The organism is Streptomyces tyrfis, assembly GCF_037034285.1.
GTDB lineage: Bacteria > Actinomycetota > Actinomycetes > Streptomycetales > Streptomycetaceae > Streptomyces.
The window spans coordinates 32,942-58,629 of record NZ_JBAGJZ010000016.1 but is presented as its reverse complement, the minus strand read 5'-3'; the positions used below and the strand labels follow the sequence as shown (position 1 = coordinate 58,629).

13 protein-coding genes are annotated in these 25,688 nt (G+C 73.0%); 8 read left to right on the top strand and 5 right to left on the bottom strand.

Going from position 1 to position 25,688, the window contains the following annotated elements:
* Positions 1–64: 64 nt before the first annotated feature.
* The 5 genes from WA762_RS14835 (at position 65) to WA762_RS14815 (ending at position 15,407) form a co-directional block, all read left to right on the top strand.
* Positions 65–9,520: a non-ribosomal peptide synthetase/type I polyketide synthase gene (locus WA762_RS14835; RefSeq protein WP_335936126.1), complete on the top strand. Its 9,456-nt coding sequence runs from the start codon at positions 65–67 to the stop codon at positions 9,518–9,520.
* Positions 9,510–11,192, top strand: coding sequence for a phytoene desaturase family protein (locus WA762_RS14830; RefSeq protein ID WP_335936125.1), 1,683 nt, complete (start codon positions 9,510–9,512; stop codon positions 11,190–11,192). Before WA762_RS14835 ends, WA762_RS14830 begins: the two co-directional genes overlap by 11 nt.
* Entirely contained in the window at positions 11,189–12,937 is a 1,749-nt protein-coding gene (locus WA762_RS14825; protein ID WP_335936124.1) for a phytoene desaturase family protein, read from the top strand. Before WA762_RS14830 ends, WA762_RS14825 begins: the two co-directional genes overlap by 4 nt.
* Positions 12,934–13,989 (top strand): MDR family NADP-dependent oxidoreductase, encoded by a 1,056-nt coding sequence (locus WA762_RS14820; RefSeq protein ID WP_335936123.1) that lies wholly within the window; start codon positions 12,934–12,936, stop codon positions 13,987–13,989. The genes WA762_RS14825 and WA762_RS14820 overlap by 4 nt, the downstream gene beginning before the upstream one ends.
* 215 nt (positions 13,990–14,204) lie before the next feature.
* The gene (locus WA762_RS14815; RefSeq protein WP_335936122.1) at positions 14,205–15,407 is read left to right on the top strand and encodes a cytochrome P450; all 1,203 of its coding nucleotides are present in this window, start codon (positions 14,205–14,207) and stop codon (positions 15,405–15,407) included.
* 130 nt (positions 15,408–15,537) lie between these two features.
* On the opposite strand, the gene WA762_RS14810 is transcribed toward WA762_RS14815, so the two are convergent.
* Positions 15,538–16,815 (bottom strand): cytochrome P450, encoded by a 1,278-nt coding sequence (locus WA762_RS14810; protein WP_335936121.1) that lies wholly within the window; start codon positions 16,813–16,815, stop codon positions 15,538–15,540.
* Positions 16,816–17,135: 320 nt separating this feature from the next.
* Between WA762_RS14810 and WA762_RS14805 the strand changes: the two genes are divergently transcribed.
* A complete protein-coding gene (locus tag WA762_RS14805) occupies positions 17,136–17,642 on the top strand; it encodes a GNAT family N-acetyltransferase (protein ID WP_335936120.1) in 507 nt (168 codons plus the stop codon).
* 132 nt (positions 17,643–17,774) lie between these two features.
* On the opposite strand, the gene WA762_RS14800 is transcribed toward WA762_RS14805, so the two are convergent.
* The 4 genes from WA762_RS14800 to WA762_RS14785 form a co-directional block, all read right to left on the bottom strand.
* Positions 17,775–19,424: an FAD-dependent oxidoreductase gene (locus tag WA762_RS14800; protein WP_335936119.1), complete on the bottom strand. Its 1,650-nt coding sequence runs from the start codon at positions 19,422–19,424 to the stop codon at positions 17,775–17,777.
* A gap of 32 nt (positions 19,425–19,456) precedes the next feature.
* Positions 19,457–20,371 carry an AurF N-oxygenase family protein gene (locus WA762_RS14795; protein ID WP_335936118.1) on the bottom strand — a complete coding sequence of 305 codons (915 nt, stop codon included), beginning with the start codon at positions 20,369–20,371 and terminating at the stop codon, positions 19,457–19,459.
* Positions 20,372–20,773: 402 nt separating this feature from the next.
* Positions 20,774–21,226, bottom strand: coding sequence for a hypothetical protein (locus WA762_RS14790; protein ID WP_335936117.1), 453 nt, complete (start codon positions 21,224–21,226; stop codon positions 20,774–20,776).
* Positions 21,227–21,603: 377 nt separating this feature from the next.
* Positions 21,604–22,773, bottom strand: a complete 1,170-nt coding sequence (locus WA762_RS14785) for a PP2C family protein-serine/threonine phosphatase (protein WP_335936116.1) — start codon at positions 22,771–22,773, stop codon at positions 21,604–21,606.
* Between the two features lie 215 nt (positions 22,774–22,988).
* Between WA762_RS14785 and WA762_RS14780 the strand changes: the two genes are divergently transcribed.
* A complete protein-coding gene (locus tag WA762_RS14780; protein WP_335936115.1) occupies positions 22,989–24,443 on the top strand; it encodes a glyceraldehyde-3-phosphate dehydrogenase in 1,455 nt (484 codons plus the stop codon).
* Between the two features lie 284 nt (positions 24,444–24,727).
* Entirely contained in the window at positions 24,728–25,657 is a 930-nt protein-coding gene (locus WA762_RS14775; RefSeq protein WP_335936114.1) for an LLM class F420-dependent oxidoreductase, read from the top strand.
* Positions 25,658–25,688: the final 31 nt, after the last annotated feature.

The window sequence follows — 25,688 nt, the reverse complement described above, 5'->3', positions numbered from 1 at the left end:
GGACACCCGCACCACCTCCCGCGATCCTGCCGTGCCGCGGCGCCACGACTTGAGGAGTACGACCTTGCCCGACGCGAACAGTGCCTCCGTGAGCGACAAAGTAGCGGTCATCGGCATGGGCTGCCGACTGCCCGGCGGTGCGTCCGACCACCGCGCGTACTGGCAGAACCTCATGGAGGGCAAGGACTGCATCACACCGACGCCGGCCGACCGCTACGACGTCACGACGCTGGGCAGCAGGCACAAGGACAAGCCGGGACGGCTGATCGGCGGCCGGGGCGGATACATCGACGGCTTCGACGAGTTCGACCCCGGCTTCTTCGGCATCAGCCCGCGCGAGGCCGACCACATGGACCCGCAGCAGCGCAAGCTGCTGGAGGTGGCGTGGGAGGCCCTGGAGGACGGCGGACAGCGGCCGGCGGAACTGGCCGGCAGCAACACCGCCGTGTACGTGGGCGCGTTCACGCTCGACTACAAGATCCTCCAGTTCTCCGACCTGGGCTTCGGCTCCCTGGCCGCGCACACCGCCACCGGCACCATGATGACGATGGTCTCGAACCGTCTCTCGTACTGCTTCGACTTCCGGGGCCCGAGCCTGTCCATCGACACCGCGTGCAGCTCCTCCCTGGTCGCGGTCCACCTCGCCTGCCGGAGCCTGCACAGCCGGGAGACCGACCTCGCGCTGGCCGGCGGCGTACTGCTGCACATGGCGCCCCAGTACACCATCGCCGAGACCAAGGGCGGCTTCCTGTCGGCCGACGGCCGGTCGCGCACGTTCGACGCCGCGGCCGACGGCTATGTGCGCGCGGAGGGCGTGGGCATGGTCGCCCTCAAACGCCTCGACGACGCCCTGCGCGACGGCGACCCGGTCCACGCCGTGATCCTCGGCACGGGCGTCAACCAGGACGGCCGCACCAACGGCATCACCGTGCCCAGCGCCGACGCTCAGGTCACGCTCATCCGGCGGGTCTGCGCCGAGGCCGGGATCACCCCTGGATCCCTGCAGTACGTCGAGGCCCACGGCACCTCGACCCCGGTCGGCGACCCGATCGAGGCGAACGCGCTGAGCCGTGCGCTCTCCGAGGGCCGCAGACCGGACGACCCCTGCTACGTGGGGTCGGTGAAGACCAACATCGGGCACGCCGAATCCGCGGCGGGCGTCGCCGGACTGATCAAGACCGTGCTCTGCCTCAAGCACCGCCGGATCCCGCCCCACATCAACCTGGAACGGATCAACCCGGCCATCGACGCCGAGTCCGCCCCGTACCGGATCCCGGTCGAGCCCACCGACTGGCCCGCGCACGAGGGCCCCGCCCGGGCCGGTGTGAACTCGTTCGGCTTCGGCGGCACCAACGCGCACGTCGTGCTGGAGGAGGCCCCCGAGCGCGAAGCGCCCCGCGCCCCCGGCCGGACGCGGTCCTGGAACATCCTCCCGCTGAGCGCCAGGACCCCCGACAACCTGCCGGAGGTGGCGCGGGGCATCCGCGGCGAACTGGCCGGCGAGCACGGACCGGCGGCGCCGCTGCCCGACCTCGCCCACACCCTCGCCCGCCGCCGCCAGCACCTCGACGCCCGGCTCGGCGTCGTCTACTCCTCGCGGGCCGAACTGGACGAGGGGCTCGCGGCCTTCCTCGACGGCGACGCCCACCCCCGGGTGGTCCAGGGCAGACGGCTCGACACCGGACAACGCGGCCTGGTCTGGGTCTTCACCGGAATGGGCCCGCAGTGGTGGGGCATGGGCCGCCAGCTGCTCGAGGGCGACGAGGTGTTCCGCGACGCCGTCACCCGCTGCGACCGGGCGATCCGCGAACTCGCCGGCTGGTCCCTGATCGAGGAGATGACGGCCGACGAGGCCGATTCGCGCATGGCCGAGACCTGGCTCGCCCAACCCGCCAACTTCGCCGTCCAGGTGGGGCTCGCGGCGATGTGGCGCCGGTACGGCGTGCGGCCCGACGCGGTGGTCGGTCACAGCACCGGCGAGATCGCCGCCTTCTACGAGGCGGGCGTCTACACCCTGGACGACGCGGTGAGGATCGTGATCCACCGCAGCCGGCTCCAGCAACTGCTGGCCGGGACCGGCACCATGCTCGCCGTGAGCCTGCCCGAGCAGGACGCGCAGAGCAGGGTGGCCGGATACGGGGACCGGGTCTCCGTGGCCGCGGTCAACAGCCCCTCGGCCGTCACCCTGGCCGGGGACCGGGACGCGCTCGCGGAACTCGCGGCCGGGCTGCGCGCCGAGCAGGTCTTCGCCAAGTTCCTGACGGTGGAGGTGCCCTACCACAGCGCCGGGATGGAGGCCGTCAAGGAGGAGCTGCTGGCCTCGCTCGCCGGACTCGACCCGCGCCCGGCGACCGTCCCGCTCTACCTGACGGGCCAGGAGGGCACGGCGCACGGCACCGAACTCGACGCCGCCTACTGGTGGAAGAACGTCCGCGACCGGGTCCGCTTCCGGTCGGCCGTGGACCGGCTCGCCGACGACGGCTACGGGCTGTTCCTGGAGATCGGCCCGCACCCGGTGCTGGGCCACTCCATCCGCGAATGCCTCGACGGCCGGGGCACCCCCGTCCGCACCCTCCCCTCGATCCGCCGCCAGGAGGCCGAACAGGAGCGTTTCGCCGCCTCCCTGGCGGAACTCCACACCCTCGGCGTCCCGATCGCCTGGGACGTCCTCCACCCCGCCGGCGCCACCGTCACCCTGCCCCGCTACCCGTGGAAGCGCGACCGGTACTGGACCGAGCCCGCCCCCGTGGCACACGTCCGCCTCGGCCGCGCCGAACACCCCCTGCTGGGCCGCCGCACCACCCACCCCGAACCGACCTGGCACACCGCGCTCGACACCGAGCGCCTGCCCTACCTCGACGACCACCGCATCCAGTCCACCGTCGTCTTCCCGGCGGCCGGATACCTGGAGATGGCCATCCAGGCCGTCCGCTCCCTGACCGGCGGCGCCCACGCGGTGCTCACGGACGTCGAACTCCGCAAGGCGCTCTTCCTGCCCGAGAGCGAGGAGCGGGCCGTACGCCTGACCGTGTCGGAACGGAACGCGGCGTTCACGATCGCCTCGGCCGGGCGGGACGAGAACGACCGCGCGGTCCACGCGTGCGGAGTCGTACGCTCCGGGCAGCCGCGCCCGCCCGGCCCCCCGGTCGCCGTCGAGACCATTCGGGCCCGCATGCGGCGCCGGCTGGACGGCGAGCGGTGCTACGCCGAACTGGCGGCCCTCGGCTACCACTACGGCCCCGCCTTCCGCGCCGTCGCGGAGGTCGCGATCGGCGACGGCGAGGTCCTCGCCCGGCTCCGCCCGCCCGCGGCGATCGGCGACGACGCCGCCCGGCACCACATCCACCCCGTGCTGCTCGACGGCTGCTTCCAGGCGCTGCTCGCGACCGGGCTCCTCGACGACGGCGCGGACCGGCGGACCGCCGGCATCCGGCTGCCGCTGTCGATCGACGAGGTCTGCCTGGCCCCGGTCGGACACCGGCCGGTCTGGGTCCACGCCACAGTGACCCGCGAGGACGCGGACGAACTCGTCGGGAACATCGCCGTGTACACGGACGGCGGCGAACCGCTCGGCGGCATCGAGGGGTTCCGCGCGGCCGACGTGGAGAAGGCGTCCACGGCCGTCGGCCTCGGCACGATCGACTCCTGGCTCGCCGAGACCGTCTGGACCGACCTCCCCCTCGCCGAGGAGGACGGGAACACGGACGCCGTCGAGGCCGGGGACGGCGCCGGCCGCGCCGCGGCGGGGGGCTGGCTGGTCTTCGCCGACGACGGGGGAGTCGGCGACGCCCTGGGCGCGCTGCTCGCCGCGCGCGGCGAACGATGCCACCTCGTGCGCCCGGGAGAGGGATACCGGAGGACGGACGACGGCGCGGAGTTCACCGTCGCCCCCGGCTCCGACGCGGACCTGGAACGGCTCCTCGTCGACCTCGACGAGGAGCCGGCGGGCGGGCCGGACGGCCGGAGCGGCGGAGCGCCCGCCGTCGGCGCCGTCGTGCACCTGTGGAACCTCGACCTCCCGCGCCTCGCCGAAGCCTCGCGGCAGGACCTCGCACGCCACCGCGACACCGGCGCGTACGCGCTGATCGCGCTCGCCCGGACGCTGCTGCGCCGGGGGGACGCGGGACGCCTGCACATCGTGACCCGCGGCGCACAGCACGTGGAGCCCGGCGAGACCGTCGAGCCGCTCGGGGCGCCCGCATGGGGCGTCGGCCGGGTGCTCAGACACCAGGAGCTGCTCAGCCACCCCGGCAAGCTGATCGACCTCGCCCCCGCCCCGCCGCGGGAGCGGGACGCCGCCGCCGAGGCCGCGGCACTGCTGCGCGAGTTCCTCACGGACGACGAGGAGGAGATCGCCCTGCGCGGCGCACGCCGCCTCACCAGCAGGGCACGGCGCGCCGAAGGGCTGACCCGCCCCCTCCCGCTGCGCCTGCGCGCCGATGCGAACTACCTGGTCACCGGCGCCTTCGGGGCGCTCGGCAGGCTGCTCTGCCGGACCCTGGTACGGCGCGGCGCACGCGGACTCGTCCTCATCGGACGCACCGCGCTGCCGGACCGCACCGCCTGGCGCGGACTCGACCCCGGCTCCGCCGAGGGCCGCGCCGCCGCCTTCGTCAAGGAACTGGAGGCCCTCGGCGCGCGCGTCGTCCTGGCGCCGGTCGACCTCACGGACGAAGCGGCGTTCACCGCCTGGCTGGACGCCCACCGCGGCACCGACCCGCTGCCGATGCGAGGGGTCTTCCACCTGGCCGGGCAGGTCCGCGACACCCTCGTCCCGGACATGGACCACCGCACGTTCGCCGACGCCCACGACCCCAAGGCCGTCGGCGCGTACCTCCTGCACCGCCACCTGCGCGACGAGCCCCTCGACCACTTCGTCCTGTTCGCGTCGATCGCCTCCCTGCTCACCACGGCCGGCCAGACCAACTACGCCGCCGGAAACGCCTTCCTGGACGCGCTGGCCCACCACCGGCGGGCGCTCGGCCTGCCGGGTCTCAGCGTGGACTGGGGCCCCTGGGCCACCGGCATGATCGAGGAACTGGGACTGGTCGGCCACTACCTCCACAGCCGGGGGATGAGCTCGCTTGCCCCGGACGTCGGCATGGCGGTCCTCGAACGCGTCATCGGCCAGGACCGGGCCCAGCTGCTCGTCGCCACCGTCGTCGACTGGCCGGTGTTCCTCGCCTGGTACGCCTCACCGCCCGCGCTGGTCGCCGAACTGGCCGCGACCGGCCGCACGGACACCGCAGACCCGGGGGCGGGCGGCGGGCTCCTCGACACCTTCCGCACCGCGGACCCCGCCGAGCGCCTGGCCCTGGTGGCCCGCCGGTTCATCGCCGTCGCCGCCACCGTGCTCCGGGCGGCCCCCGACCAGATCGATCCGCAGACCGGTCTCAACGCGCTGGGCCTGGACTCGCTCCTGGCGATGGAGCTCCGCGCCCGGCTCGGCTCCGAGCTCGGCGTCGCGCCGCCGGTGGTGGCCCTGCTCAGCGGCACCTCGGTCGGCGAACTGATCAACGCCCTCCACGACAGTCTCGCCGAGTCGGCGGCCCTGGAGGCCGGGGGCGGCGACCGGGCGGCGGTGGAGGTCTTCGAGGACGAGTTCCGCCACCCGCTGACCCAGAACCAGAAGGCCCTGTGGTTCCTGCGGCAGCTCAACCCCGAGGGCTACGCGTACAACATCGGCGGCGCGGTCGAGGTCCGCGTCGCCCTCGACCCCGAGCTCATGTTCGAGGCCGTGCGGCATCTCGTCGCCCGCCACCCCGCGCTGAGGACCAACTTCCTCACCGTGGACGGGCTCCCGATGCAGCAGATCTCGACCGGCCGTGACCCGGACGTCGCCCTGTTCGACGTGCAGGACCAGGAATGGGAGGACATCCACCGCACCATCGTGGCCGAGTATCGCAAGCCCTACGACCTCGAACGCGACCCGCTGTTCCGCTTCCGCCTCTTCAAGCGCGGCCCCGACCGCTGGGTGATCATGAAGGCGGTCCACCACATCATCTCCGACGCCATCTCCACGTTCACCTTCATCGAGGAACTCCTCGCCGTGTACGAGGGGCTGCGCCAGGGCCGTCCCCCCGCGCTGCCCCCCGTCACCGCCCGCTACCTGGACTTCCTCAACGCGCAGAACCGCTTCCTGGCCGGCCCCGAGGCGCGCCGCATGCTCGACTACTGGCGCTCGCACCTGCCCGACGAGGTCCCGGTCCTGGAGCTGCCCACCGACAAGCCCCGGCCGGCCGTCCAGACCCACAACGGCGCCTCGGAGTTCTTCGTCCTGGACCAGGCGCTCACCGCCCGCGTCCACGCCCTGGCCCGTCGGCACGACGTGACCCCCTTCATGGTGCTGCTCAGCGCCTACTGCGTGCTGCTCCAGCGCTACTCCGGACAGGACCACGTCATCGTGGGCAGCCCGGTCACCGGCCGGACCGAGCAGGAGTTCGCCTCCGTCTACGGCTACTTCGTCAACCCGCTCCCGCTGCACGCCGACCTGTCCGGCGAACCGTCGGTCGCCGAACTGCTGCAACAGGTCCGCACGACCGTGCTCGGCGGCCTGGACAACCAGGAGTACCCCTTCGTGCTGCTGGTCGACCAGCTCGGCCTCCAGCACGACCCCAGCCGGTCCGCCGTGTTCCAGGCCATGTTCATCCTGCTCACCCACAAGGTCGCCGCCGAGAAGTACGGCTACCGACTGGAGTACATCGAACTCCCGGAGGAGGAAGGGCAGTTCGAGGTCACCCTGTCCGTCTACGAGGACGAGGCCGACCACCGCTTCCACTGCGTGCTCAAGTACAACACCGACCTGTTCGAGGCGGAGACCATGCGGCGGATGGCGTCGCACTACACGACACTCCTCGACAGCATGACCCGGGCCGCCGCCGAACGCCCCGTCAGCCGGCTGGAGATGCTGGACGGCCGGCAGCGGGAGCTCCTGATCAGCGAATGGAGCGGCGACGGCCGCCTCGCACGGGAGACGGCGGACGCCGGAGCGGACCCCGTCCGCCCGGTGCACCAGCTGATCGGCGAGGCCGCGGCCCGCACCCCCGACGCCGTCGCCGTCACCGTCCCCGCACGCCACGGCCCGCCGCTCCGGCTGACGTACGCGGAACTGGACCGCCGCTCCGACGCGCTGGCGACGCGGCTGCGGGAGAGGGGAGCGGGAACCGGCTCGGTCGTGGCGCTCTGCCTCGACAAGTCCCCCGGCCTCGTCACCGCGCTGCTCGCCGTCCTCAAGACCGGCGCCGCCTACCTCCCCATCCCGCCCGACCACCCCGCGGACCGCCTCGCCCACGCCGTACGGACCGCCGGCGCCCGGATCGTCGTCGTCGAGGACGGCGCCGCGGGGGCCCGGACGGCCGGCCTGCCCGGCGAGACGCTGACCCTGCGCGAACTGTGCGAGCCCGGTCCCGGGAGCGATGACCAGAAGCCGCCCGCACCCGGCGGATACCCGGTCGACCTCGACGCGCCCGCCTATGTCATCCACACCTCCGGCTCGACCGGGGTCCCCAAGGCCGTGCAGGTCAGCCACCGCAACCTCGCCTCCGCGTACCGGGCCTGGCTGCGCGAGTACCGGCTGGACCGGGACGTGCGGGTGCACCTCCAGATGGCGGCCCCCGCCTTCGACGTCTTCACCGGCGACCTGGTGCGGGCGCTGTGCTCGGGCGGCACCCTGGTCCTGGTCGACCGGGACCTGCTCTTCGACACCGAACGCCTCCACCGCACCATGCGCGAGGAACGCGTTGACTGCGCCGAGTTCGTCCCCGCCGTCGTGCGCGGACTCATGGACCACTGCGAACGCGAGGGCCACCGGCTGGACTTCATGCGCCTGCTGGTCGTCGGCTCAGACGTCTGGAAGGCGGGGGAGTACCGGCGGCTGCGCGCGCTGTGCGGCCCGGACACCCGCGTGCTCAACTCCTACGGCGTCACCGAGGCCACCATCGACAGCGCTTGCTTCGAAGGACCCGCCGACGACCTCGAACCGGGCCGCGCCGTGCCCATCGGGCGCCCTCTGGGCAACAGCACCCTCCACGTCCTGGACCGGCACGGCGAACCGGTGCCGCCCGGCGTGCCGGGAGAACTGTGGATCGGCGGCGAGGGCGTCGCCCTCGGCTACGCCGGCGACCCCCGCCAGACCGCGGAACGCTTCGTGACCCGGACCCTCGGCCGGGGACCGGACGACCGCCCCGTACGCCTCTACCGCAGCGGGGACGCGGCCCGCTGGGACACCGACGGCGTCGTCCACCTCCTCGGACGGGTCGACGGACAGGTCAAGCTCCGCGGCCACCGCATCGAGATCGGCGAGATCGAGACCCGCCTCGCCCAGTGGCCCCCGCTGGCCCGCGCCGTCGTCACCGTGCGCCCCGACGCCCGGGGCGAGGACGCCCTCTGCGCGTACTGCGTACCGGCCCCCGGGGAGGAGATCGATCGCCGCGCGCTGCGTCGGCACCTCGCGGAGCACCTGCCGGTCCACATGATCCCCGCGCACTTCGTGGTCCTGCCGGAGCTGCCCCTGACCCCCAACGGCAAGGTCGACGTCGCCGGCCTGCCGGAGCCGCGGCCCGACACGGCCGAGGAACCGGACGAGACGCTCCACACCCCGTTCGAGATGAGCATGGCCCGCCACTGGAAGGAACTGCTCGGGCTGGAACGGGTCGGCCTGTCGCACGAGTTCTTCGAGGCCGGCGGCAGCTCCATCAAACTCATCGAGCTGATCCACCGCCTCCGTCAGGAGTTCGGCGTCGGCATCCCCGTCAGCCTGCTGTACCGGGTCACCACCCTGCACGGGATGGCCGCCACCGTGGAACGGCTCGCCACCGGCGGAGTCTTCGACGACCTGCCCTGCCTGGACTTCAACACCGATAGGGAACCCACCCTGTTCTGCTTCCCGCCCGCCGGCGGCCACGGCCTCGTCTACCGGAACTTCGCCGCCGGACTCCCCGAATACCGGCTCATCGCCTTCAACTACGTCCCCGGCGAGGACAAGACGACCCGATACGCCGACCTCGTCGAGTCCATGCAGCCCGACGGCGCCTGCCGGCTGCTCGGCTACTCCCTCGGCGGGAACCTCGCCTACGAGGTCGCCAGGGAACTCGAAGCCCGCGGACGCGACGTCACCCACGTGATCGTCCTCGACTCGCACCGCATCGAGGAACCCTACGTACCCGGCCCCGAGCACTTCGAGGCCTTCGAGGCGGAACTGGCCGAACACCTGCTCAAGCACACCGGATCGGAGATCGTCGCCCGCGAGACCCTCGAACACGCCGCGGAATACCTGGCGTTCTGCGGCCGCCACCCCAACCTCGGCACGGTCTTTGCCACCGTCGGAGTCGTCACGGACGAGGACAAGACCGCCCTCCACGCCGCCGACGCGCGCGGCACCTGGCACGGCAGCTCCACCACGGCCACCACCGTGCTCCGCGGCTCCGGCGCCCACGCCGACATGCTCGACCCCAAGCACGTCGCCCGCAACGCCGAGCTGGTGCGCGGCATCCTGGGGGAGGGCGAGGCCGATGGCCGGTGACAAGGACGACGTCTGGGGGCCCGACGGACGCGCGGCGGACGGCGCCCCGCGGGTCATCGTGATCGGCGCGGGCATCGCCGGCCTCTCCACCGGCTGCTACGCGCAGATGAACGGCATGCGCTCGCGCATCTTCGAGAAACACGTGCTGCCCGGCGGCTGCTGTACCGCCTGGTCCCGCGACGGCTACATCTTCGACTACTGCATCGAATGGCTGATCGGCACCGCCGCCGGCAACGAGGCCCACCAGATCTGGCGCGAACTCGGCGCCCTCGACGGCAAGACCGTCACCAACTTCGAGATGTTCAACCGGGTCGTCGACGAGAACGGCCGGGCGGTCGTCTTCTACAACGACCCCGACCGGCTGGAGAAGCACCTCCTCGGGCTGTCGCCCGCCGACGCCCGGCTGATCCGCTCGTTCTGCCGCGACCTGCGACGGTTCACCGCCATCGAGCTCTACCCGTTCCTCACCGCCCCCGCGCTGCGGACCGTGCGCGAGCGAGCCGCGACGCTGCGCACCGTCCTGCCCGCCTTCCGCCTCTTCTGGCGCACCGCCGCCACCCCGATGCACGAGTTCGCCGACCGCTTCCAGGACCCGCTGCTGCGCCGGGCGTTCCGCAACATCTTCTTCCAGGACCCCGAGGGCTTCCCGCTGCTCCCGTACCTCTTCAACATGGCCAGCGCCCACCACCGCAACGCGGGCTTCCCCCAAGGGGGTTCACTGGGACTGGCCCGGTCGGTCGAGGAACGGTACACCGCGCTGGGCGGCGAGATCAGCTACCGGGCGCGAGCCGAGAGAATCCTGGTCGAGAACGGCCGCGCCGTCGGCGTCGAACTGCGCAACGGCAGGCGGTACTACGCCGACCACGTCGTCTCCGCCTGCGACGGCCACACCACCGTCCACGGCCTCCTCCAGGGCCGCTACACCGGCCCCCGCGTCGACAAGCTCTACAACGACCTGCTGCACCGCCGGGGCGCCCTCTTCCCCGCCGTGGTCTCCGCCTTCGTCGGGATCCGCGGCGACCTGGGACACGACCGGGCGCACAGCACCACCTACCTGCTCGCCCCCGAGGACGCCGCGAGCCTGCCCGGAGCGCTCCAGAGCAGCCTGGTGGTCCAGTTGCGCTCCCAGTACTCGGACGGATTCGCCCCGCCCGGCAGATCGGTGATCCACTGCACCTACTTCAGCGACTTCGCCCACTGGAAGGAACTGCGCGCCACCGACCGCAAGGCCTACCGGGCACAGAAGCGCCAGGTCGCCGAGTTCGTCCGGGGCTTCCTGGAACGCCGCATGCCCGGCACCGGCGAACGCGTCGAACTCGTCGACGTCGCCACCCCGGCGACGACCCGCCGCTACACCGGCAACCACGACGGCTCCATCCTCGCCTGGAAGGCGTTCTCCGAGGCCGACGACATCGCGGCCAAACTCGTCGGCAAGGACCGCATGCGCCTGCCCGGCCTCGACGGCTTCTCCATGGCCGGGCAGTGGGTCGGCCTGGGCGGCCTGATCCGCGCCGCCTCCACCGGGCGCTTCGCCGTCCAGTACCTCTGCGACGAGCTGGGACGCGAGTTCACGGCGACCGTGAGCCCGGGCGGCGAACCCTGGCATCCGGGGAAGCTCGGCCGGCTGCCCCAGCTCGACCGATGGTCCGCGCGCGGGGACACCCGCACATGAACACCGAGGAGAACACGTCCGTGTCGCGTTCCCGACGAGAGTCGATGATCATCATCGGCGCGGGGCTGGGCGGCCTGTCCACCGGCTGCTACGCCCGGATGAACGGGTACCGCACCCACATCCTGGAGATGCACGAACTGCCGGGCGGCTGCTGCACCGCCTGGGACCGCGGCGACTTCACCCTGGACCCCTGCGTCAGCTGGCTCCTCGGCAGCGGCCCCGGCAACGAGATGCACCAGATCTGGCTGGAGCTGGGCGCCCTGCAGGGCAAGGAGATCCGCCACTTCGACGTCTTCAACGTGGTGCGCGGACGGTGCGGACGCTCCGTCTACTTCTACTCGGACCCCGACCGGCTCCAGGCCCATCTGACCGACATCTCGCCCGCCGACGCCGGCCTGGTCCGCAGCTTCTGCAAGCAGCTGCGCGCCTTCCGCAAATGCCTCGCCGCCTACCCCTTCCTCAAACCGGTCGGACTGATGTCGACGCCCGAGCGCTGGCGCATGCTCGCCGGATTCGTCCCCTACTTCAACGCCGTGCGCAAATCCATCGCCGTCCTGATGACCGACTTCTCCGCGAGGTTCCGGGACCCCCTGCTGCGCGAGGCGTTCAACTTCATCCTCTACGAGAAGCACCCCGCCTTCCCGGTGCTGCCGTTCCACTTCCAGCTCGCCTCGCACGCCAACCTCTCCGCGGGCGTCCCCGAGGGCGGATCGCTCGGTCTCGCCCGGTCCATCGAGCGCCGCTATCTGAGCCTCGGCGGCGAGGTCACCTACAACGCCAAGGTCGAGGAGGTGCTCGTCGAGGACGACCGGGCGGCCGGAGTGCGCCTCAGCGACGGGCAGGAGCTGCGCGCCGACATCGTCGTCTCCGCCTGCGACGGCCGCACCACGACGATGGACCTGCTGGGCGGCCGCTACCTCGACGACACCTACCGCCGGCTCTACACGCGCACGATCAGTGAGCCCGGCATGGTCTTCCCCGGGTACTTCATCCTCTTCCTGGGTCTGCGCCGCGAGTTCCCCGACGCCGACCCCTGCACGACCTACCTGCTCGACGAGGCGGAGGCGGCCCGGCTCACCGGCATCCGCCACCCCAGCGTCAACGTGCAGTTCCGCAACCGGCACTATCCCGAGCTGTCCCCCCGGGGGACGAGCATCGCCTATGTGACCTACTTCTGCGACATCGCCCCCTGGCGGGCCCTGGACGAGGGCCCGGAGCAGGCCACCAGGAGCAGGGGCGGCCGGCGGCTCCACACCCTGCCGGTCCGCCACGGCCGCGGCTACTACGCCGCCAAACGGCAGGCCCGCGAGACCCTGATCGCCCTCCTGGAACGGCACCACCCCGGCATCTCGGACGCCATCGCCGTCCGCGACGTCTCCAGCCCGCTCACCCAGGTCCGCTACACGGGCAACTACAACGGCACGGTGCTCGGCTGGCAGCCGTTCGTGGAGAGCGGGGAGACGCTGGAGACGCTCATCAAGAAGCACGGCCCCGGCCTGCCGGGGCTGCGCGACTTCTACCAGTCGGGGGTCTGGGCGACGACGGGCGGCCTGATCAGGGCGGCGGCGGCCGGCCGGCACGTCATGCAGTTCGTCTGCCGGGACGACGGGCTGCCGTTCACCGCGTCCGTCGACGAGAGCGGGCCGCCCCCGACCCATCGCGTCATCCCCGTGGGACCCCGTCCGGACGCCCCGTCCGGCACGGAGCACTGTTCGCCCCTCGCCGAGAGGAAGGGAGTCCGATGAGGACCAGGAAATGGGTCGTGCGGGAGCACATCGAGGGGGTCCCCGACGTGGACCGGGTGTACGAGATGGTCGAGGAGGACCTCGCCACCGACCTCGCCCCGGACGAGATGCTGCTGAAGACGCGTTACGTGTCGGTGGACCCCTACCTCCAGGGCATCGCCCTGGACACCCCGATCGGCGCGCACATGGGGGCCGACTCGATCATGGAGGTGCTGGACGCGGGCCCGCTGGCCGCCCACCGCCCGGGCGACCTGGTGCAGGGCTTCGGCGGCTGGCGCACCCACCTCGTCAGCGACGGCAGGGCCACCCCGTGGCAGACCGGGACGTTCCCGATGGTCTTCCCCGCCTACCGGCGCCTGGACCCGCGGTGGTACGACGACGCGCTCCCGCTCGCCACCGCGCTGAGCGTCATGGGCGGACCCGGCATGACGGCCTGGGGCACCCTGACGAAGTTCATGTCGGTCCGCCCCGGGGACACCGTCGTGGTCAGCGGCGCCTCCGGCACGGTCGGCTCACTGGTGGGGCAGCTCGCCAAGCTCGCGGGCGCCCGGGTGGTGGGCACGACGTCGTCGGCGGAGAAGGCGGACTACCTGGACGAGCTGGGGTTCGACGCGGTCGTCGTGTACCGCCACGGGGACGGCCGGGAGGCGGTGCGGGAGGCCCTGGGCTGGGTGGCGCCCGACGGCGTCGACAAGTACTTCGACAACCTCGGAGGAGCCGTCACGGACGCCGTGTTCTCCATGCTCAACGTGGGAAGCCAGGTGGCCGTCTGCTGGCAGTGGGCCACCCAGGTCGGCCGGGAGGCGACCGGACCGCGGCTGCTGCCGTACATCATGTTCCCGCGCACCTGTGTGCGGGGGATCTTCTCGCTGGAGTGGTTCACGGAGGAGAACTGGCGCGCGCTCCACGACGAACTCGGCGGCCGGGTCCGGCGGGACGAGGTCCGTTTCGGCCACAGCGTCCACCAGGGCTTCGAGAGCATTCCGGACGCCTACCGGAGCCTCTACCAGGGCACGGGTTCCCATCGGGGCAAGGTACTGGTGGAGCTCTGAGCACCCCCCTGCCTCCCTGCCCCTGTGCCGCTGCCTCCGTGCCCCCGTGACCCGTGATCTCGTGCCGGGCGCGGGGCCCGGGCATTCCCTTCCGGCCCCGTGACCGCCGCGAGCTCGTGCGGGCGCTCCGGGAGCCCGTGCGGCCCCGTCCGGGGCTCCCGCGCGCCCGCCTGCGTGCGCCCCTCGTCCGCCGTACCCCCGCATGTGGAGGACCCGTGCCCCGTTCCGACGACCATGACGCACTCCCCGGCCCGCAGGAACTGCCCCTGCACCGCGCGGGTTTCGAACCGTGCGGCCCGCCCCGGCCCGTCGTCCTGCCCGACGGGGCCCGGGCCTGGCGGGTGAGCCGCTACGACGACGTGCGCAAGGTCCTCACCGACCCCCGGTTCGGACGCGCGCGGCTCCACACGCCCGACGCCGCCCCGCTGGCGGGACAGGCCGGCCTCGTCGCCAGCGCCGACCTGATGTTCAACCAGGACGGCGAGGACCACCTGCGACTTCGCCGCACCCTGCGCCGCGCGTTCACCCCGCGCGCCGTCGCCCGCTGGCGGCCCTGGATCGCCGCGATCGTGGAACGGCGGCTGGACGGGCTGGCGCGCGTCGGGGCCCCGGCGGACCTCGTCGCCGGCTTCACCCTGCCCCTTCCGGTCGAGGTGATCAGCCGGCTCATGGGCCTCGACGGCGCCGCGCGGGAACGCCTGGGCCACTGGAGCCGGTACGCGTTCTCCGACGGCTCCCACGTCGAGGAGGAGGCGGAACCGGCGCTCGCGGAGTTCGCCGAGTACGGGGCGGAGCTGCTGGCCGAGCGGCGCAAGGACCCCGGCGACGACCTGACCAGCAGGCTCGTCCGCGCGGCCGACGCCGAGGGCGGCATCCCCGAGAGACAGCTGGTCGACCTGGTGTGCGGACTGGTCGTGGGCGGACACGACAGCACCATGACGATGCTCAGCAACGCACTGCTCTACCTGCTCGCCGAACGCCCGGAGTGCTGGCCCCGCCTGGGGGCGGAGGAGCGGGCCGCCGGGGCGGCCGCCGAGCGGCTGTTGCACGTCATCCCGCTCGGCGACGACCGGGGGACCGCACGCCACGCCGCCGGCGACACCGAGGTCGGCGGCGTCGTCATCCCGGCGGGAGCGACGGTGCTGGCCGACTGCGGCGCGGCCAACCGCGATCCGGACGTCTTCCCGCCCCGGCAACTGGACGACCTGTTCGCCCCGCTGGAGGCACCCACCCTGGCCTTCGGCGCGGGCCCGCACTACTGCCTGGGAGCCTGGCTGGCCCGGCTCGAACTCCAGCTGTCGCTGCACCGGCTCGCCGCCCGCTTCCCCGGCCTGCGCCTCGTGTGCCCCGAAGACCCCGTCGAATGGCGGCGGGGCACCACGTCCCGGAGCCCCCAGCGCATCGCGGTCACCTGGTAGGAGACGGCCGCCCTCCCGGGACGCGGTGCCGGCGCGGCTCCCGGGCCGGCCAGTCGTTCCGGAACGGCGGCGACTCGGGCGCCGCGTCGCCGCGACCCGGGGCGGTCCGAGGCCCGGGGCGGCCGCGTGCTCAGCCCAGGTGCACCGGCAGCGACTCGACCCCGTACACGATCGACAGTTTGCGGAAGGCCAGTTCCCGCGGCGGGACGGCCAGCCGCATCCGGGGGAAGCGCCGGGCCAGCGCCGGATAGGCGACGCGCAGCTCCATCCGGGCGAGTTCGGCGCCGACGCAGCGGTGGATGCCGTGGCCGAAGGCGAGATGCGCGGCAGGGTTGCGGTGCTGCTCGAAACGTCCGTCGTCCCCGACGTACGCGGCGTCGCGGTTGGCGCCGCTCAGCGAGCAGAGCACCATGTCGCCCCGGGGGATGACCACTCCGCCGATCTCCACGTCCCGGCGGGCGAACCGGGGAAAGGCGATCTGCACCGCGGAGATGTAGCGCAGCACCTCCTCGACGAACGGCGCGGCCGCCGCGTCGTCCGTCCGTATTCGCTCGAACACCTCCTCGTCCTGCAGCAGCACGAGGGAGCCCAGGGCGATCGTGCTCGCGGTCGTCTCGAATCCGCCGGTGAGCACCCCGTCGGCGAGACCGGCGAGCTCCTCGTCGTCGATGTCGTCGCCGTGCTCCTTCACGATCATGCCGAGCAGCCCGTCGCCCGGATTCCGGCGCTGCCGCGCGACCACGTCCCTGAAGTACGCCAGCGACTCCGACATGGCGCCGAATGGGGCGGTCGTCCCGGCGAAGAGGTCGAACCGGTCCATGGCCAGCTGCTGGAAGTCGTCCCGGTCCTCGTAGGGCACCCCGAGCAGCTCGCATATGGTGAGCGACGGGATCGGCAGCGCGAACTCCTGGACCAGGTCGACCGGGTCCCGCCGGTCCGCCATCGCGTCCAGACGCTCCCCGACGATGGCGTCGATCCGCGGAGCGAGCCGGCGCAGCCGGCGCATGGTGAACTCCGGCGTGAGGATGCGGCGCAGCCGTGTGTGCACCGGGGGATCGCTGAATCCGAGGCCGCCGGGGCTCTGTTCCGCGGCGACCCCGGCATTCGTCGCCAGATGGGCGAAGTCGGTGCTGAAGCCGTCGGGCGAACCGAGCACCTCCTTCGACTCCTCGTAGCCGCTGACCACCCAGGCGTCCATCCCGAACGGCAGCGGAACCCTGTGCACGGGCGCCTCCGCCCGGAGCGCCGCCAACTCGTCCACCGGGTCCAGACCGTCCCTGCGCAGCATTGCCAGCAGATCGTCGGGCAGCAGCCTGACCGTGGAGGAACCTATGCCGTACTTCTGGATCCTGGACAGGTAGGTGCGCCCGAGCCGGGCGGTGATACGAGAACGGAACTTCGTCCTCAACGTGTTCTCCAGTGGGTCGTTGCGCGGTCCGCACCCCGGGGCGCGGAGACGAGAAGGATGTGCGGCGGTCTCGGAACGGACAGGGGCGGGCGCCACGAAGGCTCGTGCGGGGAGACGGAGTGTCATCTCTCGGAGCACGAGCCGGAAGAGCGCGGACAGCACACGGTAGCGCGAGCGGGCGAGGTGCTTGTTCGGCAGTGTTCGAATCGAGCGGGCGAACGGCCCATGACGCGCCGGCGGCACGGGCCCACCGGGGCGCGGTCACCGGCCCCGTCCGGAACTCCTGAGTCGCGTCCGCACGGAGAACTATCCTCGACGGCGTGATCGAGACCGAGCGACTGTCGCTGCGGCCCCTCCGCCTCGCCGACGCCGACGCCTTCGTCGAACTCCACGCCGACCCGCGGGTCAACCGGTTCGTCGGCGCCTGCTCGCGGCAGCAGGCGCTGGAACGGCTCGCCGCGATCGAACGCCAGTGGGTCGAGCGGGGGCACGGACTGTTCGCCGTCCACCTCGGGTCGAGCGGTGAATTCGTCGGCCGGAGCGGCCTGAACCACTGGGAGGAGTTCGGCGAGGTCGAACTGGGCTGGACGTTCCGGGCGGAGCACTGGGGCAACGGGTACGCCACCGAGGCGGCCCGGGCATGCCTCGACCGGGGCTTCGCCAGCCTCGGCGACGACTACTTCACCGCCTACGTCCGGCACGGCAACGACCCGTCCGTGCGCGTCGCCGAGCGCCTGGGCTTCGCGCCGCGTCGGCAGGACACCGTCAAGGGGCACGCCGTCACGGTCTACGCGGTGGGCCGCCCGGACGGCGCCGCCGCCCGGTGACGGCAACACCGGTCCCACCGGCCGCCACAGCTCGGCGGGGCCCTCACCGGCGGGGCCTTCACCGGCGGGTCCTCCATCGGCGGGACGTTCGTCGGCGGGGCCGCGGACCCGGCCCGGCCCCGCCGACGCGTCTCATCCCGACAGCCTCCAGCGGCCCGCCCTCGCGGCCGACACCAGCTCGTCCACCGTGCCGAACTTCACCCGGGGGCGGCCGTGTTCCCGCCCCCGGGCCAGCTCCGCCCGGTCGATCGCGGCCAGCCCCCGGGCATCGACGACCTGCCGACCGCGCCGCCGGGCGAGCCGCAGGAACGCCCGGGCGGCTCCCTCGGGCGGCGGCAGCGCACCGGCGACCGCGTCGGCCAGCAGTGTGCCGACGGTCTCGGCGGCGCAGGCGCGATTGGCCCCGATGCCGCCCGAGGGCCCCCGTTTGATCCAGCCCACCACATACGTCCCCGGCAGCCCGCGCACCCGGCCCCGCTCGTGCGGCACGGTGCCCGTCGCCTCGTCGAACGGCAGCCCCTCCACGGGGCGGCCCCGGTAGCCGATCGCACGCAGCAGCAGGCCCGCCGGGATCTCCACGTCGCCGGAGCCCTCCGTCACCCGCGTGGCCCGCACCCGGTCCTCGCCCAGCACCTCCACCGGCGCCGAGTGGAACCGGAGGACGATCCGCCGGCCGGGCGGCGGGGTGCGCGACCAGTCCACCGTCTCGCGGGGCACGCCCCGCAGCAGCGCGGCCTTCGAGCCCGCCACCGCCCCGTCGACGTCCGCGCCCGTCCGCGGATCGCGGTCGTCGACGACCAGCTCCACCCCCGGGAGCCGCTTGAGCGCGAGCAGTTCGGACGCGCTGTACGCCGCGTGCCCGGGCCCGCGGCGGCCCAGCAGCACCACCTCGCGCACCTTCGACGTGCGCAGGGCCGCCAGCGCGTGGTCGGCGATGTCGGAGCCCTCCAGCACCGAGGGATCCGTCACGAGGACGCGGGCCACGTCCAGGGCCACGTTGCCGTTCCCGGCCACGACCGCCCGTTCGGCGTCCAGCGCCACGGAGTCCGGGGCGACCTCCGGATGGGCGTTGTACCAGGACACGAACGCGGGCGCCGGGACACTGCCCGGCAGGTCCTCGCCCGGGACGCCGAGCCGGCGGGCCGCCGCGGCGCCGACGGCGTACACGACGGCGTCGTGGTGCGCGGCCAGCTCCGCCGCGGTGACGTCCCGCCCGATCTCGACGCCGAGGCACATTCGCACCCGGGGATGGGTGTGGAAGCGGGCGAAGGACTCGCCCACCTTCTTCGTCGCCGGATGATCGGGGGCCACCCCGTAGCGCACCAGCCCTCCGGCCACCGGCAGCCGGTCGATCAGGGTCACTTCGGCGTTGGTGTGCAGCAGCAGGTCCTCGGCCGCGTACATCCCGGCCGGACCGGTGCCGACCACCGCGACCCGGATCGGCGCGAAGTCCGACGGCACGCCCCGGTCGAACGACGGCGCCCCCCAGCGGTGGAAGTTGGGCCCGGCGCCGACGGGCCCGGGCTCGTCCCCGGCGAAGTAGTCCGCGTTGACGGCGGCGTAGTCCCGCTGCGCCTCGGGCAGACGGTCCGCGGGGAAGATCGCGTCGACGGGACAGGCGTCGGCGCACGCTCCGCAGTCGATGCAGGTCCCGGGGTCGACGTGGAGCATCTCCGTGCTGCCGAAATCCCGCTCCTGCGGGGTCGGATGGATGCAGTTGACGGGGCACACGGCGACGCACGCGGCGTCGCTGCAGCAGTTCTGGGTGATCACATAGGTCATGTCGTCGGCTCGGTCGGTCGGCGGGGCGGGGGTCAGATCAGGTTGGCGCGCCGGTAGAGGGCCAGCGCGGGCCGGGTCAGGAGCCGGGCCGAGGCCAGGAAGTCCATCAGTCCCGAACAGCTGGACCGCATCAGGGACTTGTGGTGCTCGTTGGCCCTGGCTTCGGCGAGGGCGCGCCTCGGGTCGAGCCCGGCGTTCGCGTAGACGTTCCGGCTGACCATGCTGGTGACGATGAAGTAGGAGGCGGCGGCGATGACGAACGCGCCGACCCGGCGGCGCAGCGGCCCCGCGTCCCGGAGCCGCCTGCGCGTCTCGTCGCGGGCGAACTTCATGTGCCGCGACTCCTCCACCACATGGATGTTGTTGATGGTGCGCACGAACGGCACGACCCGCTCGTCCCGCATCCAGTCGCGCTGCATGACGTCGAGGACCTCCTCCGCGACCAGGATCGCGGCGTAGGCCGCCTCGCCGAACGCCAACGTCTTGAACACCCGGCCGAGTTCGACCACCGCGCGGTGCGGCCGGTAGGGCGGCGCCCCCAGCTTCGCTGCGCCCCGGGCGAACATGACGGAGTGTCGGCACTCGTCGGCTATCTCCGTCAGGGCCCACTGGAAGCGGGGATCGGTGGCGTCCGTGGTGTAGATGTCGCGCAGCACCATCTGCTGGAGGATCATCTCGAACCAGATGCCGGTGCTGGCCACCGACGCGGCCTCCTGCCGCGTCAGTTCCTTGCGCTGAGCCTCCGTCAACTCCGCCCAGTACGCCGTGCCGTAGAGCGTGCTCCACTCCGGGCTCGCGCCGTGGAAGTCCTTGTCCAGCGGGGTGTCCCAGTCCACCTCCGTGACCGGGTCGTACGAGAGCTTCGCCGCCGAGCCGAGCAGGCGGCGGGTGACGTCCTGGTCCTGGAGCCGGTCCTGGTCGTCCGGCCGAACGGTGCTGCGTGCCATGGTGCGGCTCCTTGAATCGACAGATCGACTCGACGCCGGCCGGCCGTGGCCCCTCCCGTGTCCGCTCGGTGATGGCCGTGGTCTGCCGGGCGCCGCCCGCTTGTTAGACGTCGCGTCTAGTAAGCTGTTGGACGGAACGTATAACAAGAGTGCCGCCCGGGCCTACCCCTTGTGGCGAATCGGCTCGATCGATCTCGACGGAGAAGGGGGGCGCACGTCCGCCGGCCGACATTTGGGACGCGACGAACGGGGGAGCGGATCGCGGGAGACGCGGGTGGAGCACGGGGCGGTGGGGGAGCACGGCCGGGACGCGCGGACCCGGACGGGCCGGTGCGAGGGGGACGTGCGCCCTGTCGGACCGTCGTCCGACGCGGGTCCGGTCGCGGAGGAGCGGGGGCCGTCTCAGTCCCAGAGCGTCCGGTGGGCCACCCGGGGCGTGTGGGCCGGGACGCCGTCGGAGTAGACGAGCCGCAGCCGGGTGAACCGCTGGGTCCCGGGGTGGTTCCGCCAGGTCGCCGGCCGGTCGAGCCGCACCTGGACGGGGTAGCTGTGGAAGGTCCCCGCGGCGCAGTAGGGCACGCAGTCGTTCACCGCGTCGAGCCCGGTGCCCACGGCCGAGGCCGGTCCCCAGTGGGTCCAGCGCAGCGAGACGAGTCGGTTGTTGCCGTCCCCGCAGGCGAGCAGGAAGTCGCCGGGGCGCACGCGCGGGTGCGAGAAGCAGTCGACGACCACCGTGCGGGCCGCCGGGGCCCGCGAGGGCGCCGCCGCCGAAGCGGACACCGGCGCCGCGGCCGTCGCCGCGAGCGCCGAGGCGGCGCACAGCATGGCCGCGCTCCTGAGCCTGTGTCCGTGCATGTCCACTCCTCAGCTGCTGTTCCGGCCTTGCGCCGGTCGTGCGCGATGCACGCCGTCCTTCAGGGGCGTACGCGAACCACGCCGCCTTCGAGGGGCGTACGCGGTCCACACCGCCCCGCCCACGGTGTCTTCTCGCCCGGCCGTCCTGCGGGAGGCCAGGCGGCCGTGTCCTGCAGTCGACGGTACGGCCGCGCCCGGGACCGCACCACCCGTGCCCCGTGCGACCGGCCGCCGTCGGGCGGCGAGGCGGGGGTGCCGCCGTCGCGGGGACCGGCTCCCGGCGGCTGCGCCCCGGAGGGCTTCCGCGCGGCCTCCCGGGCGGCGCCCGCCGCGGCGCCCCGCCCCGCCGCCGACCGGACCCCGCCGGACCGTCCCGCTCACGGGGCGGCCCCTTCGGGGCCTCCGGCGCCGGGGTCTCGCCGCGGCATCAGGGCGATCGCCGCCCGGTCGTCGGCCGCCCCGGCCGACCACCTCTCCGTGTCCGCCCTGAGGAAGGACACCAGGGCCGCGGGGTCCGGCGCTTCCCGGCCGGCGCCGAACCGGTCGGCCAGCCGTCGCGTCACCGGATAGAAATCGCCCCGCGCGTTCCGTGCCTCGCTCACCCCGTCCGTGTACAGGAGCAGCACCTCTCCGGGCCGCAACGGGTGCGCGGTGGTCTCCGCCCGCCCGGCGCTCAGACCGCCCAGACCCAGCGGCAGGAACGGGGAGGTGCACAGCCGCCGAGCGCCCCGCGCGGTGAGCAGGAGCGGCGCCGGATGCCCCCGGTCGACGATCCGCACCGACGTCCCGTCCGGAGCGAACTCCAGCAGCAGGGCCGTGACGAACAGCTCCTCGTCCCCGGCCGCCCGGCCGGGGACCCGGGCGAGGCCGCGCTCCAGTTGCTCCGCGAGACGGCCCAGGTCCGGCCACTCGTGCGCGCAGGCCCGGAAGCCCCCGAGCACGGCGGCGACCGTCTGGACCGCGCCCAGGCCCTTCCCGCGTACGTCCCCGAGCACGACCCGCACCCCGAACGGGGTCTCGCACAGGTCGTAGAGATCGCCGCCGACCAGCGTGCCCCGCTCGCCCGCCTGGTAGAAGCCCGCCGCCCGCAGCGGCCCGATCCGTTCCGGAAGCGGGTGCAGCAGGGCCAGCTGCATGGCCTCGGCGACCGAGCGGGCGTGGACCAGGCTCGCCCGGGCCCGGACCCGCTGCCGGGACAGGCCGACGCCGACCAGGCCGATCAGGGCGGTGGCCGTGTAGAGGGCCACATGATGCTGCTCCAGAACGTGCCCGGGGCGCCGGGACGCCAGCCACGCCTCCAGCCCCACGCACAGGACGCCGATCCCGGCGGTGCGCCACGGCCCGCGGGTGGCCGCCGCCACCGGAGGAACGCCGGCGAGCAGGAAGCTCAGCGGCTCACGGCTGCGCACCGCGAGGTCCGCGGCCACGTCCAGGGCGATCAGTAGAAGGGGAGCCCACCAGCTCCACCCCCGGCCGCCACCGGCCCGGGTGCGCCACCGCGCCAGTCCCTCGCGCCCTCCGCGGCCCGTCCCGCCGGTATCTGACATAGGGGAACTTTACGCATCTTCCAGTCATTTCCCGCTCGGTGGCGGACGGGTGTCTCCCCGGTGCGCGCGGCGGCGCGCCGGGCCGGCCCGCACCCTCGCCGACCCCTGGCGGCGAGCGTTACGAACCCATATGCGCACCCTGACCGGGACCCCTTGAAGGGGCAAAGTGCCGTCGGGTTAGCATATGAGCGCCGCCTAGCTCGAAAGATAAATCTGTGACTGTCAACGACGACTCGTTCACCAACTGGAAGACCCGTGAGGAGATCGCGGAGTCGATGATCCCGATCATCGGGAAGCTGCAGCGGGAGCGGGACGTCACCGTCCTGGTCCACAGCCGCTCCCTGGTGAACAAGTCGGTGGTCAGCATCCTCAAGACCCACCGGTTCGCCCGCCAGATCGCCGGCGAGGAGCTCTCGGTCACCGAGACGATGCCGTTCCTCCAGGCGCTCACCGCCCTCGATCTCGGTCCCTCCCAGATCGACATCGGCATGCTCGCCGCGACGTACAGGTCGGACGACCGCGGTCTGTCCGTGGCGGAGTTCACCGCCGAGGCCGTCGCCGGAGCCACCGGCGAGAACAAGATCGAGGCCCGTGAGTCGCGCGACGTCGTCCTCTACGGCTTCGGCCGCATCGGCCGCCTCGTCGCCCGCCTGCTCATCGAGAAGACGGGCTCCGGAAACGGCCTGCGCCTGCGGGCCATCGTCGTCCGCGGGGGCGGCGTCCGGGCCGGTGAGGACCTCGTCAAGCGTGCCTCGCTGCTGCGCCGCGACTCCATCCACGGCCAGTTCCACGGCACCATCACCGTCGACGAGGCGAGCAGCACGATCGTCGCCAACGGCAACGCGATCAAGGTGATCTACGCCGACGACCCCTCCGAGGTCGACTACACGGCGTACGGCATCGACAACGCCATCCTCATCGACAACACCGGCAAGTGGCGCGACCGCGAGGGCCTCTCGAAGCACCTGCGGCCCGGCATCGACAAGGTCGTCCTGACCGCCCCCGGCAAGGGCGACGTTCCCAACATCGTGCACGGCGTCAACCACGACACGATCAAGCAGGACGAGCGGATCCTGTCCTGCGCGTCCTGCACCACCAACGCGATCGTCCCGCCGCTGAAGGCCATGGACGACGAGTACGGCGTGCTGCGCGGACACGTGGAGACCGTCCACTCGTTCACCAACGACCAGAACCTGCTGGACAACTACCACAAGGCCGACCGCCGCGGCCGTTCCGCGCCGCTCAACATGGTCATCACCGAGACCGGCGCCGCCTCGGCCGTCGCCAAGGCGCTCCCCGACCTCGAGGCGCCGATCACCGGCAGCTCGATCCGGGTCCCCGTGCCGGACGTCTCGATCGCGATCCTCAGCCTGCGGCTCGGCCGCGAGACCACCCGCGAAGAGGTCCTCGACTACCTTCGCAACGTGTCGCTGACCTCCCCGCTCAAGCGCCAGATCGACTTCATCACGGCGCCCGACGCGGTCTCCAGCGACTTCATCGGCTCGCGCCACGCCTCGATCGTCGACGCCGGCGCGACCAAGGTCGACGGCGACAACGCCATCCTCTACCTCTGGTACGACAACGAGTTCGGCTACTCCTGCCAGGTCATCCGAGTCGTCCAGCACGTCTCCGGGGTGGAGTACCCGACCTACCCGGCCCCGGCGGCCTGATCCCGGATCCGCCAGGCCGAGCCCCCCGGCATCGGACCGCGCGCCGATCTCCTCCGCGAAGCCCCCGCCCGTCGACCGACGGACGGGGGCTTCGCGGCCATGCGCCCGGCGCCCGGGGCAGATCCGGGGGGCCGGCCGGGCGGCACGGGTCCGCCCGGGACGCACCGGCGTGCCGTCGACCCGCCGCTCCCGGTGACCACGACCAGGTTTCGACCGTCATCGGGCAAGGAACAACTCGGTGATTCGGAGCAGTTGTCCCGCCGTCGTCATGAAGGAGCGCACTCATGCCGGTCCCGATCGGTCTCGGTCTCCCGCAGATGAAGCAGTACGACCTCGGCCGCGACGTCGCCACCGTCGCGCGGGCCGCGGAGGAGGCCGGATACGAGAGTCTCTGGGTCTTCGAACGCGTCCTGTTCCCCGAGCCCGCCACCCAGGGGCTCTACGGCGTGCCGGGTCTCCCGTGGCCCGACAACTACCGCGGCGTCGCCGACCCGCTGGTCACACTGGCGCTGGCCGCCGCGGCCACGGACCGGGCCCGGCTCGGCACCAGCGTCCTGGTCGCCCCTCTGCACGTGCCGTTCCAACTCGCCCGCGCATTCGCCTCGTTGGACGTGGCGAGCGGCGGACGGATGATCGCGGGGCTGGGCACCGGCTGGTCCCTGGACGAGTACGCGGCGGCCTCCGTCGCCCCCTTCGCCCGGCGCGGCGCGGTCCTGGACGAGCTGCTGGACGTGTGCGCGGCGGTCTGGGGCCCGGACCCCGTGTCGTACGAGGGCGAATTCACCACCATCGCCCCGTCCGAGGTCGGACCCAAGCCGGTGAGCCCCATCCCGGTGTATCTGCCCGCGAACAGCCCGCGCGCCCTGCGCCGGGTGGTCGACCGGGCCGACGGCTGGATGCCCGTGGCGACGGGCCCGGCCCAGCTGACCGAACAGTGGGACCGGGTACGGGACCTGGCCGCCGAACGCGGCCGCGAGCGGCCCCTCGCCGTCTGCGCCCGGGCCAACGCGCGCCACACCGCCGAGCCGCTCGGCAGCGCCGGGCGACAGCCCTTCCACGGCAGCACGGAGCAGATCGTCGAGGACCTGGCGGCACACGCCGAGACGGGCGTGCGGGAATTCATCCTCGACCTCCAGAGCACGCCGCGCGACGCCGCCGAACTCGTCGACGTGGCCACCGAGGTGTACGAGACGGCACGCGCCGCGGGCCTCTGACACGGCCGTGCCGCCCGGCCCCGCCGCCGGG

Bases quoted from the DNA above. Each gene is read 5' to 3' on its own strand.
- WA762_RS14830 (WP_335936125.1), top strand. From the start codon at position 9,510: ATGGCCGGTGACAAGGACGACGTCTGGGGGCCCGACGGACGCGCGGCG.
- WA762_RS14825 (WP_335936124.1), top strand. From the start codon at position 11,189: ATGAACACCGAGGAGAACACGTCCGTGTCGCGTTCCCGACGAGAGTCG.
- WA762_RS14820 (WP_335936123.1), top strand. From the start codon at position 12,934: ATGAGGACCAGGAAATGGGTCGTGCGGGAGCACATCGAGGGGGTCCCC.
- WA762_RS14800 (WP_335936119.1), bottom strand. From the start codon at position 19,424: ATGACCTATGTGATCACCCAGAACTGCTGCAGCGACGCCGCGTGCGTC.
- WA762_RS14795 (WP_335936118.1), bottom strand. From the start codon at position 20,371: ATGGCACGCAGCACCGTTCGGCCGGACGACCAGGACCGGCTCCAGGAC.
- WA762_RS14790 (WP_335936117.1), bottom strand. From the start codon at position 21,226: ATGCACGGACACAGGCTCAGGAGCGCGGCCATGCTGTGCGCCGCCTCG.
- WA762_RS14785 (WP_335936116.1), bottom strand. From the start codon at position 22,773: ATGTCAGATACCGGCGGGACGGGCCGCGGAGGGCGCGAGGGACTGGCG.
- WA762_RS14775 (WP_335936114.1), top strand. From the start codon at position 24,728: ATGCCGGTCCCGATCGGTCTCGGTCTCCCGCAGATGAAGCAGTACGAC.